The organism is Bacillus sp. NH11B (assembly GCF_001884205.1).
In the GTDB taxonomy this organism is placed as follows: Bacteria; Bacillota; Bacilli; order Bacillales; family Bacillaceae_G; genus Bacillus_A; species Bacillus_A proteolyticus.
The window spans coordinates 35,277-54,249 of the sequence record NZ_MAOG01000020.1 but is presented as its reverse complement, the minus strand read 5'-3'; the positions used below and the strand labels follow the sequence as shown (position 1 = coordinate 54,249).

The window sequence follows — 18,973 nt, the reverse complement described above, 5'->3', positions numbered from 1 at the left end:
AGGAGCAATGAAAATGATACGAAAAGTTGTTATTGGATCTACTTTAGCATTAGCGAGTGCCGCTTTATTACCTGTCGTAAGAAATACACTTCGTCCGCTTGTTGAATCAGGTGCAAGAGGTGTGAAGTCTACTTTTGAAACAATTAAAGAAGAAGTGGAAGATATTATTGTGGAAGCGAAAATGGATAGAATGCAGAAGCAGTTTGAGAAAGAGCTTTCTTATATGGAAGATGACATTACAGATGAGCAAGAAGTGATAGAAGCAGCAGCTGAACAAGCGCAAGATGAAGTGGAGGAGATTAAATATGATGCATAAAGCTGTAGAAAAAGATGTAGATTATCATTTGGAAAAAGCGTTAGAGCACTTTGAACAGGCATTAGATTTAAGTGTAAAAGCAGCATCGGAAAATAAAGCGATGCAAAAAGAAGTTGCTACGAAAATGGGTTCATTCACTTGTGAAATTTTCCACTCGGTTCGTGAAAAAGGAAAAGAAAACCGTATGAATATTATGAAATGGTTCACGCTTCCTCGCTTTTAAGAGAGGGGCGCGAAATGGAAGGGATATAGGGAGTTTTATCTCCCTTATTCATATTCCTATGTGTGTCAGAATAGTTTTCGGAATGTTCAGTAATATAAAAGTTCATGAAGGAGTGAAAGAATTAAATGGCGGCATGGATGATGATATTAGCACTAACGTTTTCATCAAGTATCGATAACTTAGGGGTAGGAATTTCTTATGGAATTCGCAACATACGAATTAGCCATTTTTCTAATCTTATCATTTCGGTTATTTGCTTTTTGTTTAGTGTAGCCGGGATTTATTTTGGATTATGGCTTTCAAAAATTTTGCCTGGGATTATGCCAGTAGTCATTGGTTCTTTCTTATTAGTTGTCATTGGTCTTCGGATTGTATTATTAGCAATTCCTCGTAAGGTGGAAGCTGAAGGAGTGGAAGGGAAAATAGCATCCACGGAAATAAATGGTTTAACGAAAAATATAGGTGAATCTGGAGGGATTGGATTTGTAGAATCTATCTTTCTTGGTATTGGCCTGTCTGCTAATGCATTAACGAACGGATTAGGTGCTGGTTTATTCGGTTTGAATCCGATAGCAATGTGTGTTGCTGCGGCGATTGGTAGTTTCATAACAGTTTGGGGCGGAGTTGCATTAGGGAGAAAGATAGCTCACGTTCGCATTGGAAAATTTACTTTAGGGCAATTTGGAACATTGATCAGTGGAACATTACTATTAATTATTGCATTTGCTGCATTTCTTGATTGATTTATCCCGCTATTTGCGGGCTGATAATCAGCGGGGATGAACAAAACCCAACTGATTAAAGCTGCACTTTATAGAAAGAGAAAGGGATGATAGTTTTAACATCAGATGAATAGAAGGTGAGAGAAAGTGAGATTGCTTTATAAAAGATTGAAGTACTCTGAGCTTGAGGCTGAATTACAATTAGTAGAAAGTGTTTTAAGTTCAGGATATTTTATTTTATTAGATATATTCTTTTTGTCTTCGTTATTAACAGTACTAACTTTTTCCTTGCACCATTCATTTCTAGTTGCGTTTTTCATTTTTATTAGTTCTTATATTGTTTGTAGTTGCATATTTTTTTTATTGAGAAAATTGTTGCAATAAGTTGTGCTATTAAAATTTGCAGAAGAAGCTGTCTTGAAAAATTTCGATTTTTTGAGATGGCTTTATTGTATGAGTTCGTAATATGTGTTTGCAAAATGTAAACATATATTACGAACTCATACCTTGTAACTCGGCAAAAAAATTTGTTAATATGATTGTATAGAAGTTGTAGTTATCTTGCATGTGTCAACTATGATTATTCTCATGAATAGAGGGGAATGGAATATGTCTGAAGGAACTGAAAGAAGTAAACTTGGGTTGTTATTAAAAGAATTACTGAAGGAAAAGTCTTTGTCAATGCGAAAACTGAGTGCGCTTACTGGAATTGATACTGCTACTATTTCAATGATTATAAATGGGAAGCGAAAAGCAAATCCGAAGCATTTGCAAAAGTTTGCAGATTGCCTTGGTATTCCGATTGCAGATTTATTTGTGGCGGCAGGTTATTCTATTGAAACAAAGCAGGAAGAACAATCCGATATTCAAGTATCCATTAATAACATTGAACATTTACTTGAATCTTCACAGTTATATGATCAAAAGTTTAGTATCGCGAATGTAGAGCAACAATTGGCTAATTACGAACAATATTCGCAAACAGAAGAAGGAAAAGAAACGATTGAAAAGGGATTTACTGAGAAGATTCAAAAGGTAAGCAGTATTGGCCCGTTTATTAATGATTTGAAGGAATTGTACGAGAGATTTACGAAGAAGAAGGGAACGACTGCAGAACTTGCTTTAATGGGAAGTGCGCTGATTTACTTTATATTATCGGTCGATGTAATTCCAGATTATATATTTCCAATCGGCTATTTAGATGATGCGGTTGCGGTACAACTCGTTTTAAATGCACTAATGAAAAGGTAAGATGTTTATATGAATAGATAGATAAATATATTTATATACCAATAGTTTGGGATAATTGTATCGTTATGAATATACGAAAAAGGTGTACCCCGTGTTAGAACGGAGTACACCTTTTTCGTTTTAATTTGCGGATTTTTCTACATACTCATAAGCTTTCTCCCCATGCATCGAAATATCAAGCCCCATTTGTTCTTCGTGCTCATCGACGCGAACAGGAAGGAAGAAGTTAATAGCCTTAATAATGGCGTACGTCATTATGATCGTGAATGCATATGTTGCTCCGATTGCTATAAGTTGTTTGAAAAGGAGAGCTGCGTTTCCGTAAAATAATCCGTTAGCGCCATCGCTATTTATAGAAGTTGTTGCGAAAAGTCCGGTTGCAATACCGCCCCAAGTTCCTCCGATGCCGTGGCATCCAAATGCATCAAGTGTATCGTCGTACCCGAATTTGTTTTTTAAGAAGAAGACAGCACCGAAACATAATATGCCGCCAATTGCTCCGATAAGAAGAGCGGAGGAAGGTGTAACAAATCCGCAAGCTGGCGTAATTGCGACTAAACCAGAAACAACCCCGCAAGCAGCTCCCATCGCAGTCGGTTTTGATTGGAAGAACCATTCAGAAAGCATCCAAGTTAGAGCTGAAGCAGCAGCGGCTATATTTGTATTAATAAATGCAGTTAAAGCTACGTCATTTAAAGATAATGCACTACCGACGTTAAAACCGAACCAGCCGAACCAGAGTAAGCCTGCGCCTAGCATTGTAAATGGTAAATGATGGGGAGAGGTACCGCTTATGTTTTTTCGTTTTCCTAGGAAAATAGCTAATACAAGACCGGCAACACCAGATGTGATATGAACGACATTACCACCAGCGAAGTCTAACGCACCAAGTTCTCTTAGCCACCCACCAACGCCCCACACCCAATGAGCGACAGGATTGTAAACGATTGTTGTCCAAAGAAGGATAAAAATAAGAAAGGCGGAAAATCGCATTCTTTCGGCGAATGCACCTGAAATTAAAGCGGGAGTTAAAATAGCGAACATAAGTTGGAACATCATAAATAAATTGTGAGGAATAGTAGATGAGTAGTCTGGATTTGGTGCGTAGGTAACTCCATTTAGACCGAACCAATCGAGATTGCCAATAAGCCCGTGCCAATCTGGTCCGAATGATAAAGAATAACCGATAACAATCCATTGAATCGAAACGATAGCCATTGCGCTATAACTGTGCATTGTCGTACTGAGTACGTTTTTACTGCGAACCATGCCCCCGTAAAAAAGTGCTAATCCTGGTGTCATCAACATGACCATTACTGTCGTTACAAAAATAAAAACTGTATCTCCCGTATTCATTCTCTCTCCTCCTATGATGTTAGAAAAAATAACATCGACTTGTTATGTTTCATATCATATTCGAAATAAAAAGAAAAATCAACTAAAAATTCAGAAAACTTTTTGGTTGATGTTAGAAAATCTAACATTAGGTATTTTGGAGGGATAAAATCAACGTATGCGATTTGTTCTAATAATTGGTATAATATTCTTACAATTAGAAGTTTGGGGGATGCGTGTGAAAAAAATATGGACTAAGGAACTATTCATTTGTTTTTGTTTAGCTGTCGTTTTGTTTGTACCAATACATACTTTTGCAGACGAAAAAAGAGAGTGGCGAGATGAAGTCATATATTCCATTATGATTGATCGCTTCAATAATGGAGAACCGAAAAATGACAAACAGTTAGACGTTGGAAATTTAGAGGGGTATCAGGGTGGAGATATACGAGGGATTATAAAAAGACTGGATTACATAAAAGAAATGGGTTTTACTACTATTATGCTTTCGCCGCTTTTTGAAAGTGAAAAGTATGATGGATTAGGTGTTCAAAACTTTCAAAAAGTAAATGAACATTTCGGAACAGAAAATGATGTGAAAGAACTTGTAAATGAGGCTCACCAAAAAGGAATGAAAGTTGTATTTCAATTTCCGCTTGGAGAAAACGAACAACAAGTCATCGACTCGATGAAATGGTGGATCAAAGAAGTTGATTTAGATGGAAGTTATGTAATACATAGTGAAAAAAAGTCGCGTTCTTTCTGGGATGACGTGCAAAAAGATATGCAAGCGATAAAGAAAGATTTTCATATTATGAAAAAAGAAGATAGTGAATACAACGAAAAAATAGTAGAATCGTTTTCCAAAGCTGATGTATCGGTGAAAGCTTTATATGATGTGAGTAAAAAAGACGGGGAATCCGTTACATTTTTAGATAATCAAGATACAAAAAGATTTGCCCGGATTGCAAAAGAGAATATGAATTATCCACCATCTCGTTTGAAACTAGCTCTTACATATTTATTAACATCACCAGGTATACCGAATTTTTATTACGGAACTGAAATCGCATTAGATGGAGGGGGTGCTCCAGATAATAGACGATTAATGGATTTTAAATCGGATGAAAAGTTTATGCAGCACATAACGAAGTTAGGTGAACTTAGACAAACGAGACCATCTTTACGACGTGGTACGTTTGAACTTCTATATGATAAAGATGGAATGAGTATATTAAAACGAAAGTATAAAGGCGAAGTAACACTAGTAGCGATTAATAATACGAAAGAAACACAAAAAGTTTCCTTGCCTGTAAGTACAATTGGTGAAAAACAAGAGCTAAGAGGATTGTTAGAAGACGAAATTATAAGAGAAGAAAACGGGAATTTTTATCTCGTTTTAAAGCGAGAAGAATCCAATGTATATAAAGTTAGCGAAGAAACAGGTGTGAATTGGTTATTTATCTCCTTAATAGTTGGTGTGAATGTATTATTTATTGCTTTTTTAATCGCGGTTAAAAAGAAACGGAAATGAGTAACTCTTCTTTTTAGTAGTCCGTTTGCAGTTTAAGATGAGGTGAGATATTTGGGGAGAAAGAAGTTGTTCGCTCTATGTTCTTGTCTTCTTATCGTATTCGTAAGTTTGTATTTTTGGGCCAACGGTGACGATGGGGAATTTGTTCAGTGGGGCGATAGTGTTCATTCTGTTGATACAGCGGTTCTTAAGAGAAATAATATTAAATACAAAATTGAAAATGATAAAGTGTATATTCCAGAAAAATCATTTGATAAAGCAATATATTGTTGCTCGTAATAAGTATAAAACCTCCTCTGAATAGAGGAGGTTTCTTTTTAGCGGTAGTTAATGAACTGTACGTCGATTGGTAAGTCAACGCTGCGAACGGCTGCGATTACTGCTTGTAAGTCATCACGGCTTTTCGCTGTTACGCGTACTTGGTCATCTTGAACTTGTGTTTTCACTTTTAATTTCATTTCTTTAATGATGTTGTTGATTTTTTTCGCGTTATCTTTATCGATACCTTGTTGCAGAGTTGCACGTTGGCGAACAGTGTTACCAGATGCAGCTTCAACTTTTCCGTAGTCCAAGTTTTTGATTGGAACGTTACGTTTTACAAGTTTAGCAATTAGAACGTCTTTTACTTGGTCTAATTTGAACTCGTCATCAGAAGTTAAAACAAGTACTTCTTTTTCTAATTTAATATCACTTTTACTACCTTTAAAGTCATATCGGTTTTGGATTTCCTTTAATGCGATGTTAATTGCGTTTGTTACTTCAGGTAATTCTACTTTCGAAACGATGTCAAAAGAACTCTCTTTTGCCATAGTTAGCACCTCCAAATAAATTTCTATCTTTTCATGCACCTAAATAGGCTATGTAATATACATATTAAAGTATAGCGGAAAATACATCGATTAGATAGAGTGTTGCAAATTAAGTGTTTTGACGGATCATCCGTAGGGTAATATAGTCCTATAGATAAAGTCTTTATTTAATTATAGTGAATTTTGGGCAGTTGGACAAATAAAGGAAAAATCGTGTTATAATTAACTTTTGTTTGGAATGATAAAAAAGATAACTTTATATATAGAGAAGGGAATTAAAAAATATGTATTTGCAATTAGGATCGATTGAACAGGTAACTGTTTTACGCGAAACGGAAATCGGATATATGGTTGGAAACGAAGAGGAAGAAATCTTCCTGCATAAAAACGAATTAGCTGGAGAAATTGCAGAAGGCGATACAATTGATGTATTCTTATACCTTGATCACCAAAATCGTATTTCAGCAACAATGAAGGAACCAATTATTACAACGCATGATTGGAATTGGGTAAAGGTTGTAGAAGTTATTCCTAGTTTAGGTGTGTTTGTTGATATTGGTGTATCAAAAGATATACTAATTCCACTTGATGAGTTTCCGATTTATATGCCAGTATGGCCTCAAGAAGGCGACGAATTATATTGCACATTAAAATTAACGAATCGTGATCGTTTAATTGCTCTTCCGGCAAGAGACAGTGATATGCAAGAAATTATCGTAGATGCAACGCCATCTATGCGTAATAAAAACGTAAATGGACGTGTGTATCGCTCACTTCAAGTTGGTTCATTCATACTAACTGATGAACATTTCCGTGCTTTCTTACACCATACTGAAAGAAAAGAGCAAGTGCGAATTGGTGAGCGTGTAACAGGTCGTATTATTGATGTGAAAGATGACGGTACAATCAACATTTCACTGCTTCCTCGTAAAGAAGAAGGAATGGAAGATGATGCTGCAGTAGTTTATGAATATATGGAAGAACGAGGCGGAGCAATGCCGTTTTGGGATAAGAGCCACCCAGAAGACATTAAAGAACGTTTCAACATGAGTAAAGCTGCATTTAAGCGTGCACTTGGTAAGTTGATGAAAGAAGAAAAAGTTTACCAAGAAGAAGGTTGGACTTACTTTAAGAAATAAAGTGAATAAAAAAGAACTATCTTTTCTCTAAAATTATTAGGGAAGAGATAGTTCTTTTTGCGTTTAGCAAAAATTGAGAGGGGGAGTAAGAGAATCGTTGGAAGAGGGATATTTTAAAGAATATAGAAAGGATAGATAGTTATATCTATATGAAAGAGAATTTGAATTTATTTTTAATGGAAAAGAAAAGAGGTGTGTAAATGAAATATTATAACGCTGGATACCTCATAATTTCCTATGATAGGGAACTTATCTATGAAGATTGTATTATTGAGGGACTATCACAAACGATTTTAACGATATGTAATGGGATTCGGCCTACCTTTCCGGATTATTGGTTTTTCCCTTGGTGTAATTCAAATGGAAATGACCCTATTGCTCAGATGATAAATGCAAGATTGAAGATTGGTAAAGAGGAACATGAAAGTGGACAATCTTTTTTAGATACATTAATACGAGAAAAAAAGTTTGCATGGCCGAATACTTTTAAATCTTTAAAGGATGCCCGATTTTTTAAGCGAAATTATTTAAAGGGGATAGAAAATCTGGAGATTATTAGTTTGTATCTTTCAGAAGAGTATCGGACGGATTTCTTAATGAATGAGCGAGACGAAAATGATTTTGAAGCTTCGATATATGATTTTCTCGAAAGTGCATTACCTGCGGATGTTGAAAACGATGAAATATTAGGATTTGATATATGTGGCTTTAGTAACAATGATTTTTATTCTTTTATTCATAACAATCTACAAGTGGATTTTGGTAAGAAATTAAATGATTTATCACTTGTTGATAAGTATGAAGATGCGAAGCAGATTATCCATTTAATTGATGATGGGGAAATTGAGGCAGAAGAGGTGTTGTGGTATCCGTGGTTAGTTTTGAAATGTTGAAGAAATCTGCATAAGTATCGGCTGAAAAGGGAGGTATGATAGTGCAAGAGAATGTACTAGAACAATTAATAAAACGTCTTTCCGTATTATCTCCTGAAAAAGAAAGTGAAATAGCAGCGGTAGATCTATATGATATATATGAGAGTAGTGAAAGCTTTCAAAAAATGCTTGAAAATATGATACACTCTCAGCAATCTAAAGAAGACTTAATAGATGCGTTAATTGAAGTAGAGATAGAGTTAGACCATATCAATTGGCATTATAAAAGCTTGAAGAAAAAATTGAAAAAATTGAAAAAATTGATGGAAGATTAAAAAGCACAATCTTATTTTTTTAATAAGATTGTGCTTTATTTTAGTTCTCTTTCCCAAAAAGATGAGAAAATGTATCTTTCAAATCACTATCGTTTATTTTAATATCCGCCTTTTTTAACTCATCTTGTAATAACTTTTGACCGAAGGAAGGATCAGCAATACGCTCTTCCTCTAAGTCTTTACGTATAGAGTCTTTCACTTCATCGTAAGGTTGTAAATCTTTTTTATCAGTTAGTTTAATAATGTGATAGCCGTTTGGTGATTTAACGGGATTGCTAATTTGGCCGGGTTTTAACTTATAGGCAGCTTTTTCGAATTCAGGTGTCATTTTGCCTGGTCCGAAGTATCCGAGGTCTCCACCATTATCTTTTGATAATGAATCTTGAGATTCTTGTTTTGCTAACTCTTCAAATGAAGCGCCGGTATCTAATTTTTTCTTTATTTCTTTTGCTTCATTTTCGTCACTTACTAAAATGTGACTAGCTTTAATTTCTGGTTTATAGCGGTCTTTTACATCTTTTTCTGTAACGCTTTGTTTAATCGCTTCATTCAATGCGAGTTTGAATCTAATTTGATCTTGGAAATCTTTTTCATCTTTTAAACGATTATTTTCTAGTGCTGCTTTAAATTGGTCTCCATATTGATTTTTTGCTTTTTCTACTTCTTTATCTACCGCATCATCAGATACTTTATATTTTTTAGTGATAACATCTTGTGCTACCATTTCATATAGCATGTCTTTTCCGTAGCGATCTTTTAATTGCTTTTCGAAATCGCTCTTTGTAATGGTTGAGTTTGTTGTTGTGGCGATTGTGGCCGAGTCATTTTTTTGTCCGCAAGCAGATAGCATTATTATACTTATTAGTGCCGTGATAATGAATATACTTTTTCCTTTCATGCTAACACCTCATCCGAATATGTTATCGCTATTGTAGAATATAGAAGTGAACATGAAGTGAATTTTTAATGTTTTTTTCCTGTGAAATGTAAAAAAAGTACATCAACATTAATGTTGATGTACGATGTAATCAAAGGTGATCGGTTTTTTTTGAATATGCACGTTTTCCTTGCTGAATATTTTTTTGTTCTTGTTCATTTTTTTGAGTGCGCTTTGCATTATTATCGCGTGCTTTTTTGTCGTTATCGCTCGTATGTGGCATATGTATCAACTCCATTTCTAAACGTTGTACGTTTATCATTTCCTTTTTCGTAAAGACTATGTATAGCGGTGCATTCATGAATACTAAAGGTGGATTAGAAAATGGATTTGAAGCTGAATTATACCGAACTTATTAAGAAGTTAGTCGTTGTAATCATTGCGGGTTTATTAAATGCGATTGGGATGAATTTATTTTTAACACCAGCGAAAGTGTACGCGAGTGGTTTTGCTGGATTGTCTCAATTATTATCACAAATATTAGGTGACTTTTTATCTATTCATATATCTACAGGAGTATTGTTTAGTTTGTTTAATATTCCTGTCGTTATTTTAGCGTGGAAAAAGGTTGGGAAGGCGTTTACGTTTTTTAGTTTTTTATGCGTTGTATTTATGACATTGTTTTTGGAAATCATCCCAGTTCGAGCGGTTTCGAATGATATTATATTGAATGCGATTTTTGGTGGGATTATTTCTGCAATTGGAGTAGGAATTGCGTTAAAATGGGGTGCTTCTACAGGTGGTTTAGATATTATCGCTATGATTTTATCTAAGATAAAAGATAAACCTGTTGGCACATATTTTTTCTTTTTTAATGCAATTATCATTATTGCTGCGGGTTATGTATATGGGTGGGAGAAAGCGTTATATACGTTGGTGACTTTATATGTGTCAACGAGAATTATCGATGCGATTCATACTCGTCATGTGAAGATTACAGCGTTAATTGTTACGAAGAATGGGGCAGATGTAAGAAAGGCGATTCACTCGCGCTTGGTGAGAGGGATTACAACTATACCGGCAACAGGTGCTTATACAAATGAAAATAAAGAAATGTTAATGATTGTTATTACTCGTTATGAGTTGTACGAATTAGAGAGGGTTATTAAACAAGTAGACCCAGGTGCATTTACAAATATACTGCAAACGGTCGGTGTGTTTGGATTGTTTAGAAAAGATTAAAGAGGACCAAAGCTGGTCCTCCTTTTTTAATGCGAATTCGTAATGTTTTGCAATTGCTCCTGCATTTCACGTAGCTGAACTTTTTCAGCAGTTGAAGAGTTTGCATAAGCAGAGTGCAAAGAGTTTTTTGCTCTATAAACGAGTTCCTGTTGTTCAGCGCCACTTGAACAAGAAACGGCACTTGCAACAGCGTCTCTAGCTTGTTGGAATAGTAAGTTCCCCATTTAAACCCCTCCAAATGAAGAGTTACTTCTTGCTTTTTCTGCCTCAGCTAATGTACCTCTGTACGGGAATCTTGCATCATGCTTCATAATAGAATCGGCTCCTTGCTGGATAAAACGTTTTGATTTGTTCTTTTTACCCATTCGAAAAACCCCCTTTATTTAGCTGAAAACAATTGACGCGCTGACTTTTGCGTCTAATTATAGTATGAGCGTTTGGCGAGAAACTATAAGCAGGGAATTTTTAGATTACAACCCAAGAACCTCTTCTAAATATAGAGCGATCCCATCTTCTTCATTCGTTAATGTCGTATGATTTGCGAGTGATTTTAATTCAGGAATTGCATTCCCCATTGCGATGCCATGACCAGCAAATTCGATCATTTCAAAGTCGTTATCTTCATCACCAAAAGCGATAATTCGCTCTTTAGGAATATTGTAATGACCTGAAATTTTTTGTAATCCGACAGCTTTATTTAATCCGCTTTTTACAATTTCAATAATTGGCCAAGGCGCACCCCATTTTCTATGATCGATGACTTCAGCGTGCATATCTGTTAAATGCTGACGAATTGCAGCGGAATGCTCGTCATGTGCGTCGATTAATAAGCAAGTTGGATGGTCGTTTAAAATATTTAATAAATCTCCTGTGAAAATCTTTGGAGAACCGAATTCAAAAATATGTTTTTTATCTTCATCAATTTCACGGACATACACATCATCCATGACTTCGGCATATACATTTTTTACGCCGAAATCAAAGCAAGCTCGGACGATTTCTTGCGCCGTTGAAAGTTCAAGAGGAGAGTGATGTGTTCCCCAACTTGAATCAAGTGGGTGATGCACGTAAGCGCCATTAAAGTTTACGATTGGTGTGTTAAGGCTAAGTTCTTTATAATAATCGTAACTAGCGCGGAATGGACGCCCTGTTGAAATAACAACAATATGTCCTTGTTCTTTTGCTTTTGCAATTGTGTTTTTAGTTCTTGGAGAAATTATTTTGTTGTCTGTTAATAAAGTTCCGTCTAGGTCTAGTGCGATTAAATGTTGTTTATTCATAATTTCACCTCTTATAATAATTTTTTTGTTTCTATCTGTATTTCCGTTTTTAATATGCAGAAATAAGAGGTTAGACTGGGTGAAACTACTGTAAATGAAAGTTTCACTATATATCCATCTTACGTCGTGAAGCGCTGTGGTGTCTACTATTTCTCATTGGAAATTAGGGAAAGTCAACAACTTTTTAGAAAGTTCAAACAATGTTTCTTTCATTATGTACAATTTGTGAAAAGGGTTACATTGTTTGACCGATGCGACTTATAATGAACATGTAATCTTCTCGTATATGTTTGACTCTCCTTTGAAACTGGCCTAAAGTAGGTTGGTTTCTTTTTTTCAACAAATATGCCAATAATTCCTGCTTAATCTTGTGTAATTATATATATGTGCATGAGTAAACGGTAGTACTTGTTTCCTAAACATGACAGAAAAGCTTTCTTTTAAAATGGATATACTAATGAGGCAAGACGTCATGGAAGGAGAATGGAAATGGGACAAAATCGCAGGTTTCGTTCAGGGCAAAAAGCGCCAAATGATGGAATTTATGTAGAAATTGGTGAAACGGGAAGTATGGTGAAAGATCCACAAATGGTGAAATTAACTGCCGGGGATCGGTTTCCAGAGAACACAAATCATAACCGTCAGTGGACATATAAAAGAAAACCGTAACAGAAGCCGCAATCGTTATTGCGGCTTTTTTGATTAGGAAAATGAATGTTACTTTTTGCATTTTCCAATAATAAGTTTGAAATACATAAGCAAAATTATTGTATAAAAAAGTCAGTTGGCGTATAATCAAATCAAAGGTCAAAGAAAGTCAAACACTTGGAGGACGGTAAAGATGGACTTAAATCAAATGACAACGAAAACACAGGAAGCGATTATGAGTGCTCAGTCTTTAGCGGTATCTCATCATCATCAAGAAGTAGATACTGTTCATCTATTGCTTACGTTATTAGAGCAGCAAGACGGATTAGCAGTACGTATTTTTCAAAAAATGAATGTCGATATAGAAGCGTTAAAGCAAGGCGCTGAAAGTTTAATTAAGAAAAAGCCTTCTATAACTGGAAGCGGAGCAGAGGCTGGGAAATTATATGTAACCGGTGCTTTGCAACAACTGCTTGTAAGAGCAGGGAAAGAAGCAGAGAAATTGCAGGATGACTACATTTCAATCGAACATGTATTACTTGCTTTTTCTGAAGAAAAAGGCGATATAAATCAATTATTTACGAGATTTCATATTACGAAAGATAACTTATTACAGTCTTTAATGACAGTTCGGGGGAATCAAAGAGTGACTAGTCAAAATCCAGAAGCAACTTATGAAGCATTAGAAAAATATGGCCGTGATTTAGTGGCGGAAGTGAGAGCGGGGAAAATTGATCCTGTTATCGGCCGAGATAGTGAAATTCGCCGCGTGATCCGTATTCTTTCACGTAAAACGAAAAATAACCCAGTTTTAATTGGTGAACCAGGTGTTGGTAAAACAGCAATCGTTGAAGGATTAGCGCAGCGTATTGTGAAAAAAGATGTACCAGAAGGGTTAAAAGATAGAACAATCTTCGCTCTAGATATGAGTGCACTTGTGGCCGGAGCAAAATTCCGCGGTGAGTTTGAAGAGCGTTTGCAAGCTGTATTAAATGAAATTAAAAAGAGTGAAGGGCGTATTTTATTATTCATTGATGAACTTCATACAATCGTCGGCGCTGGTAAAACAGAAGGAGCGATGGATGCAGGGAATATGTTAAAACCGATGCTAGCTCGTGGTGAACTACATTGTATCGGGGCGACGACGCTCGATGAATATCGTAAATATATCGAGAAAGATCCAGCATTAGAAAGACGTTTTCAACAAGTATTAGCAGAAGAGCCAACTGTTGAAGATACAATTTCAATTTTACGTGGTTTAAAAGAGCGTTTTGAAATTTATCATGGTGTAAATATTCATGACCGCGCGATTGTAGCAGCATCTGTTTTATCAGATCGATATATTTCGGATCGCTTTTTACCTGATAAAGCAATCGATCTAGTTGATGAAGCTTGTGCAACAATCCGAACAGAAATTGATTCTATGCCAACAGAATTAGATGAAGTAACGCGCCGCATGATGCAATTAGAAATTGAAGAAGCTGCTCTTGGGAAAGAAAAGGACTTAGGTAGTCAAGAACGTCTAAAAGTACTGCAACGTGAATTATCGGATTTAAAAGAAGTTGCAAGTAGTATGAGAGCGAAATGGGAAAAAGAAAAAGAAGACATTCATAAAGTTCGTGACTTACGTGAACATTTAGAGCGTCTGCGTCGTGAATTAGAAGAAGCGGAAGGGAATTACGACTTAAATAAAGCAGCTGAACTTCGTCACGGGAAAATTCCTGCGATTGAAAAAGAATTAAAAGAAGCGGAAGAAATGGGCGCGCATAATAAGCAAGAAAATCGTTTATTACGTGAGGAAGTAAGTGAAGAAGAAATTGCAGACATTGTTTCACGCTGGACTGGTATTCCTGTAGCAAAACTCGTTGAAGGCGAACGCGAGAAGTTATTACGCTTAGAGCAAATTTTATCAGAGCGTGTGATTGGTCAAGAAGAAGCGGTAAGCCTTGTATCAGACGCAGTTCTTCGTGCGCGCGCTGGTATTAAAGATCCGAATCGTCCAATTGGTTCATTTATTTTCTTAGGACCTACAGGTGTTGGTAAAACTGAGCTTGCAAAAACGTTAGCACAAACGTTATTTGACAGTGAAGAGCAAATGATTCGTATCGATATGTCTGAGTATATGGAGAAACACGCCGTGTCACGTTTGATTGGTGCGCCTCCTGGATATGTTGGATACGAAGAGGGTGGTCAATTAACAGAAGCAGTAAGACGTAAACCATATTCTGTTATTTTGTTAGACGAAATTGAAAAAGCACATCCAGAAGTGTTTAATATTTTATTACAAATGTTAGATGATGGACGCATTACAGATTCACAAGGCCGTACAGTAGACTTTAAAAACACGGTTATTATTATGACTTCAAATATTGGATCTGCTCACTTATTAGAAGGATTAGAAGAAGATGGCTCTATTAAAGAAGAGTCAAGAGAACTTGTAATGGGGCAATTAAGAGGACATTTCCGACCAGAATTTTTAAACCGTGTCGATGAAATTATTTTATTCAAACCTCTTACAACGAATGAAATCAAAGGTATTGTTGATAAAATTGTAAAAGAATTACAAGGTCGTTTAGCTGACCGTCACATTACAGTAGAATTAACAAATGCAGCAAAAGAATTCGTTGTAGAAGCTGGATTCGATCCAATGTACGGGGCTCGTCCGTTAAAACGATATGTGCAGCGTCAAGTTGAGACGAAATTAGCGAGAGAATTAATTGCAGGAACGATTACTGATAATAGTCACGTAGTGGTTGATGTAGAAAATAACCAATTGGTTGTTCATATAAAGTAAAAAAAGAGTTCGGATAAAATCCGGACTCTTTTTAGTGTTGTTCTACTGGCTCGTTTGGAATCGCAGCTGCAATCGCTAATACTAATACTGCAAGAACAACTGAGAAAATAGACGCTTGGTTAAAATCGTATGTACCGCCAGTCATAGAGCCGATTACATAGCTCATCATATGTACAAGTGCGAACGACCAAATTAATGCCCAAATGAAACGCATATTTTACACCTCTATTCGTTCAATCTGTCCTTATTGTAACACAATTGAAAAAAGAATATAGAAAAATATTTGTAGATTTTTCAACGCAAATTTGTATTCTGTTCATACATTATAAAAGAGTACTTTTATACGTTTAGAAAATAAGGCGGGGGAAAAATGAGTATTACGGAACGTTTTTTTTACTTAGAAAAAGAACCATGTGTAATTTATTTACCGGAAAAGCCAAATGGATTTTCTGTTATGCTCCTAGGAGATTATAACTATTTTATTGAGAATGGTACAAGTTTATGGACACAGCATGCAGGAAGAGCTTATTTTTTACAGGGCCTTATTGAAAAAGGCTATACAGTCTTTTCGTCTAACTTATACGGAAGACATTGGGGAAACGATCGAGCTGTTCGTCTTGCAAAACGTTTGTATGATGTCGTACTAAGAAAAGAGACATTAAATACGAAAATGCACATTATGGCAGATGGTATGGGTGCGCTTGTAGCACTTGAAATGATGAACAAATACCCTGAATGTATACGTTCTGTCGTTATGTTAAATCCGTGTTTAGATTTACCAGAATATGTGGAGTTTGAGAAAGAGCATAAGTTTTTTTACAAAAGATTAGTGAAGGAATTAAGTTTGGCGTATGATTCCAAAGAAGAAGAATTAGAATCAAAAATAAATAAGAAATCATTTGCGCTTCTTCCGTCTTGTGTACCTGTTAAAATTTTCGTATCAACACAAGAAAAAAGAGGAAGAAAACAATTGTTACGTAAATACGAGAAAATGAGGCAATTAAATCAATGCGATACTTCTGTCTTATTCCATCTCCAAGATGTGAAATATAAAATGGTTAGGCAAACGACTGATTTCTTTAAAAAATATGAAGAAGAATTGTGAAGCTCCCATATACATAAATGAGGAGCTATTTGTTTCAAGGGGAAAGGGTTGGTGGTATGGAACGCGTGCTGATTATAGGTGCACTTACGTTTGTAGGTTATCACCTTGTGAATAAAATGATTGCAGAAGAAGTAGAAGTATATGGTCTTGATTTTGATGAATTTGATAGTATGACAAAAATTAATGAAGAGAAATTATTGTTGATTGGGCGAAATGCGTTATTTACGTACTATTCTATAAGGGATGAAGACGGATGGCGATCGGTAGAGGAAGAGAGTTTCGATACAGTTTATTTTTGTTTGTATGAGCCGAATCAGCAAAGTGGCTTTCGGAATGAAAGAGTCATATTACAATATTTAAAACGAATCGTAAGAATGTGTGAAAAAAATAAAGTAAAGTTAAATCTAATTTCTTCTATTGAAATAGGAAGCACTGAAGAATCCGAAAACAAACGTCTGTTTTCGAAAGTGGAAGAAGGGGTGAAAAAAGGAGAATTACAATATAGTGCATATCGAGTTCCTACATTATATGGGCCATGGCAACCGTCGTTTATGATGTATCATCAGCTCATTTTATCAGAACTTGATGAAAAAGAGTGCTGTTGTATAAGTGAAGAAAAAGGAAGTGATTTACTTTACGTTGAAGATGTATGTGAATACTTATGGGAAAATGGAATGAATGTAAAGCACCTCGGTATATATAATTTACTTAGTGGAAAAGAAGCATTATGGGAAAAAGGTATGAGCCTTTTACATGCAGATGGTAAGGTAAACAAAAAAGATGAGCATATAAGAAATGAAGCGGTAGAGGTTGTTTCTCTTAAAAGAAATACGCCGTTAGAATTTGGTTTAAATAAACAATTGGCACATATGAAAAAATATAAAGAGTTATACGAAGGGTAGTGTACGTGTTACACTATTGTATGGACTATAAATTTAAAGTTTTATTGGAGAGGAAGAGCATATATGAACGAAAAAAGCATGCAATTTTTACAAATCGCAATGAAGCATTTACCAGAAGCTAAGGCAATTTTAGATGATAATGGAATTGCACTTGATATGGAGAAAGCACAGCCGGTGTTAGAGCTATTGATGAAAGTAATGGGCGAAGCATATGAGCTTGGGAAAGCTGATAAAGAATAAAAAAACCTTCTTTTTTGAGAGGGAAAGAGGCTCAAGCCGTATGTAGAAGCGGTAAGGGCCTTTTTTGTTTCGAGCGAGGTAAGGCCAGAGCGGTGATGAGGCGAAGGTCTTAGTTTTGAAGGGAAGCTGATAAAGAATTAACCCGTCTTTTGGAGGGGAGGAGGCTCAAGCCGTGAGTAGAAGCGGTAAGGGCCTTTTTGTTTTGAGTGAAGTAAGGATAAGATGATGGAGTAATTTGTATTTCAAAATGGTAGGGATTTTTCTGTTTCTTTTAATGAAAAATAAAGTTGGTAATACGCCGTCTTTATTTTTTAGCTGAAATATATTCTAGACAAAAGTACATTTATGTTTTAAAATTAGTACCAAGTCATAATAATTGATATAAAACGGAGGGCTGCGATGTGAACGTGGGCATTTTAGGGATCGGAAGATATGTGCCAGAAAAAGTAGTCACAAATCACGATTTAGAGAAAATCGTAGATACATCTGATGAATGGATTCGTACGAGAACGGGAATTGCAGAAAGACGCATTGCCGATGATACAATAGATACTTCATATATGGCGGTAGAGGCTTCTAAAAAAGCACTTGAAGATGCAGGAATTAGCGGAGAGGATATCGATCTTATTTTAGTCGCAACAGTAACGCCGGATCGCGCATTCCCAGCAGTAGCTTGTGTAATCCAGGAAGCAATTGGCGCAAAACATGCAGCTGCAATGGATTTAAGTGCAGCGTGTGCTGGCTTTATGTACGGAATGATTACAGCGCAGCAATTTATTCAAACGGGGACTTATAAAAATGTATTAGTAGTTGGTAGTGACAAACTATCCAAAATTGTAGATTGGAACGACCGAAATACAGCAGTACTATTTGGGGACGGAGCAGGTGCTATCGTAATGGGAGCTGTTTCGGAAGGGAAAGGTGTACTTTCATTCGAATTAGGAGCGGACGGAAGTGGTGGTAAGCATCTTTATCAAGACGAGTATGTTATGATGAATGGCAGAGAAGTCTTTAAATTTGCCGTTCGTCAACTTGGTGATTCTTGTCTTCGTGTGTTAGAAAAAGCAGGACTTACGAAAGAGGATGTGGACTTCTTAGTACCACATCAAGCGAATATTCGTATTATGGAATCTGCAAGAGAGAGATTAAATTTACCGAAAGAAAAAATGAGTATGACAATTGAAAAGTTCGGTAATACATCAGCCTCTTCAATTCCAATTGCGATGGTAGAGGAATTGCAAAATGGACGTATTCAAGACGGTGATTTAATTATACTTGTTGGTTTTGGCGGCGGATTAACATGGGGAGCAGTCGCTCTTCGTTGGGGTAAATAAGGACTGAGAGAAAAA

The 18,973-nt window shown here is 35.9% G+C and carries 25 protein-coding genes; 17 read left to right on the top strand and 8 right to left on the bottom strand.

Features of this window, described 5'->3' with window-relative positions:
• Positions 1-13 precede the first annotated feature (13 nt).
• The 5 genes from BAU27_RS05585 (at position 14) to BAU27_RS05565 (ending at position 2,512) form a co-directional block, all read left to right on the top strand.
• Positions 14-316: a hypothetical protein gene (locus BAU27_RS05585; protein ID WP_071770324.1), complete on the top strand. Its 303-nt coding sequence runs from the start codon at positions 14-16 to the stop codon at positions 314-316.
• A complete protein-coding gene (locus BAU27_RS05580; protein ID WP_071770323.1) occupies positions 306-539 on the top strand; it encodes a hypothetical protein in 234 nt (77 codons plus the stop codon). Before BAU27_RS05585 ends, BAU27_RS05580 begins: the two co-directional genes overlap by 11 nt.
• Positions 540-664: 125 nt before the next feature.
• Entirely contained in the window at positions 665-1,282 is a 618-nt protein-coding gene (gene ytaF, locus BAU27_RS05575; protein WP_071770322.1) for a sporulation membrane protein YtaF, read from the top strand.
• Positions 1,283-1,408: 126 nt separating this feature from the next.
• Positions 1,409-1,645, top strand: a complete 237-nt coding sequence (locus BAU27_RS33315; protein ID WP_071770321.1) for a hypothetical protein — start codon at positions 1,409-1,411, stop codon at positions 1,643-1,645.
• Between the two features lie 225 nt (positions 1,646-1,870).
• Positions 1,871-2,512, top strand: a complete 642-nt coding sequence (locus tag BAU27_RS05565; protein WP_071770320.1) for a helix-turn-helix domain-containing protein — start codon at positions 1,871-1,873, stop codon at positions 2,510-2,512.
• 120 nt (positions 2,513-2,632) lie between these two features.
• Here BAU27_RS05565 and BAU27_RS05560 read toward each other — a convergent pair whose 3' ends face one another.
• On the bottom strand, positions 2,633-3,868 hold the full coding sequence (locus BAU27_RS05560) for an ammonium transporter (RefSeq protein WP_071770319.1): 1,236 nt from the start codon (positions 3,866-3,868) through the stop codon (positions 2,633-2,635).
• Between the two features lie 157 nt (positions 3,869-4,025).
• Between BAU27_RS05560 and BAU27_RS05550 the strand changes: the two genes are divergently transcribed.
• A complete protein-coding gene (locus BAU27_RS05550) occupies positions 4,026-5,381 on the top strand; it encodes an alpha-amylase family glycosyl hydrolase (protein WP_071770317.1) in 1,356 nt (451 codons plus the stop codon).
• 51 nt (positions 5,382-5,432) lie between these two features.
• Positions 5,433-5,660 carry a hypothetical protein gene (locus BAU27_RS05545; protein ID WP_071770316.1) on the top strand — a complete coding sequence of 76 codons (228 nt, stop codon included), beginning with the start codon at positions 5,433-5,435 and terminating at the stop codon, positions 5,658-5,660.
• A gap of 38 nt (positions 5,661-5,698) precedes the next feature.
• On the opposite strand, the gene BAU27_RS05540 is transcribed toward BAU27_RS05545, so the two are convergent.
• On the bottom strand, positions 5,699-6,190 hold the full coding sequence (locus BAU27_RS05540) for a YajQ family cyclic di-GMP-binding protein (protein ID WP_001051113.1): 492 nt from the start codon (positions 6,188-6,190) through the stop codon (positions 5,699-5,701).
• Between the two features lie 284 nt (positions 6,191-6,474).
• Here BAU27_RS05540 and BAU27_RS05535 point away from each other — a divergent pair, with 284 nt between their 5' ends.
• The 3 genes from BAU27_RS05535 to BAU27_RS05525 all read left to right on the top strand — a co-directional run bounded on the left by BAU27_RS05535 (position 6,475) and on the right by BAU27_RS05525 (position 8,536).
• Positions 6,475-7,329: a CvfB family protein gene (locus BAU27_RS05535; RefSeq protein WP_071744621.1), complete on the top strand. Its 855-nt coding sequence runs from the start codon at positions 6,475-6,477 to the stop codon at positions 7,327-7,329.
• A gap of 200 nt (positions 7,330-7,529) precedes the next feature.
• Positions 7,530-8,222: a hypothetical protein gene (locus tag BAU27_RS05530; protein WP_071770315.1), complete on the top strand. Its 693-nt coding sequence runs from the start codon at positions 7,530-7,532 to the stop codon at positions 8,220-8,222.
• Between the two features lie 41 nt (positions 8,223-8,263).
• Positions 8,264-8,536: a hypothetical protein gene (locus BAU27_RS05525; protein ID WP_071770314.1), complete on the top strand. Its 273-nt coding sequence runs from the start codon at positions 8,264-8,266 to the stop codon at positions 8,534-8,536.
• 40 nt (positions 8,537-8,576) lie between these two features.
• Here BAU27_RS05525 and prsA read toward each other — a convergent pair whose 3' ends face one another.
• Positions 8,577-9,434, bottom strand: a complete 858-nt coding sequence (gene prsA, locus BAU27_RS05520; protein ID WP_071770313.1) for a peptidylprolyl isomerase PrsA — start codon at positions 9,432-9,434, stop codon at positions 8,577-8,579.
• Positions 9,435-9,564: 130 nt separating this feature from the next.
• A complete protein-coding gene (locus BAU27_RS05515; protein WP_001120851.1) occupies positions 9,565-9,696 on the bottom strand; it encodes a DUF3941 domain-containing protein in 132 nt (43 codons plus the stop codon).
• A 101-nt stretch (positions 9,697-9,797) separates the two neighbouring features.
• On the opposite strand from BAU27_RS05515, the gene BAU27_RS05510 reads away from it, so the two are divergent.
• Positions 9,798-10,655, top strand: coding sequence for a YitT family protein (locus tag BAU27_RS05510; RefSeq protein WP_071744625.1), 858 nt, complete (start codon positions 9,798-9,800; stop codon positions 10,653-10,655).
• Between the two features lie 26 nt (positions 10,656-10,681).
• Here the strand turns inward: BAU27_RS05510 and BAU27_RS05505 are convergent, their stop codons facing one another.
• The 3 genes from BAU27_RS05505 to BAU27_RS05495 all read right to left on the bottom strand — a co-directional run bounded on the left by BAU27_RS05505 (position 10,682) and on the right by BAU27_RS05495 (position 11,935).
• Entirely contained in the window at positions 10,682-10,879 is a 198-nt protein-coding gene (locus BAU27_RS05505; RefSeq protein ID WP_000527405.1) for a DUF3813 domain-containing protein, read from the bottom strand.
• Positions 10,880-11,020 carry a hypothetical protein gene (locus tag BAU27_RS05500; protein WP_000516818.1) on the bottom strand — a complete coding sequence of 47 codons (141 nt, stop codon included), beginning with the start codon at positions 11,018-11,020 and terminating at the stop codon, positions 10,880-10,882.
• A 105-nt stretch (positions 11,021-11,125) separates the two neighbouring features.
• On the bottom strand, positions 11,126-11,935 hold the full coding sequence (locus BAU27_RS05495; RefSeq protein ID WP_001041222.1) for a Cof-type HAD-IIB family hydrolase: 810 nt from the start codon (positions 11,933-11,935) through the stop codon (positions 11,126-11,128).
• A 489-nt stretch (positions 11,936-12,424) separates the two neighbouring features.
• Between BAU27_RS05495 and BAU27_RS05490 the strand changes: the two genes are divergently transcribed.
• Together BAU27_RS05490 and clpB are read left to right on the top strand one after the other, a co-directional pair.
• Positions 12,425-12,604 carry a YjzC family protein gene (locus BAU27_RS05490; RefSeq protein WP_071744626.1) on the top strand — a complete coding sequence of 60 codons (180 nt, stop codon included), beginning with the start codon at positions 12,425-12,427 and terminating at the stop codon, positions 12,602-12,604.
• 172 nt (positions 12,605-12,776) lie between these two features.
• Positions 12,777-15,377 carry an ATP-dependent chaperone ClpB gene (gene clpB, locus BAU27_RS05485; RefSeq protein ID WP_071770312.1) on the top strand — a complete coding sequence of 867 codons (2,601 nt, stop codon included), beginning with the start codon at positions 12,777-12,779 and terminating at the stop codon, positions 15,375-15,377.
• Positions 15,378-15,408: 31 nt separating this feature from the next.
• Here clpB and BAU27_RS05480 read toward each other — a convergent pair whose 3' ends face one another.
• A complete protein-coding gene (locus tag BAU27_RS05480; RefSeq protein ID WP_001211111.1) occupies positions 15,409-15,591 on the bottom strand; it encodes a YjzD family protein in 183 nt (60 codons plus the stop codon).
• A gap of 156 nt (positions 15,592-15,747) precedes the next feature.
• On the opposite strand from BAU27_RS05480, the gene BAU27_RS05475 reads away from it, so the two are divergent.
• The 4 genes from BAU27_RS05475 (at position 15,748) to fabH (ending at position 18,958) form a co-directional block, all read left to right on the top strand.
• Entirely contained in the window at positions 15,748-16,482 is a 735-nt protein-coding gene (locus tag BAU27_RS05475; RefSeq protein ID WP_002149846.1) for a lipase family protein, read from the top strand.
• A 29-nt stretch (positions 16,483-16,511) separates the two neighbouring features.
• Complete coding sequence (locus BAU27_RS05470; protein ID WP_071770311.1) at positions 16,512-17,384, top strand: NAD-dependent epimerase/dehydratase family protein; 873 nt, start codon at positions 16,512-16,514, stop codon at positions 17,382-17,384.
• Positions 17,385-17,447: 63 nt separating this feature from the next.
• The gene (locus tag BAU27_RS05465; RefSeq protein WP_001003333.1) at positions 17,448-17,624 is read left to right on the top strand and encodes a ComZ family protein; all 177 of its coding nucleotides are present in this window, start codon (positions 17,448-17,450) and stop codon (positions 17,622-17,624) included.
• A 401-nt stretch (positions 17,625-18,025) separates the two neighbouring features.
• A complete protein-coding gene (gene fabH / locus BAU27_RS05460; RefSeq protein WP_001100550.1) occupies positions 18,026-18,958 on the top strand; it encodes a beta-ketoacyl-ACP synthase III in 933 nt (310 codons plus the stop codon).
• Positions 18,959-18,973 lie beyond the last annotated feature (15 nt).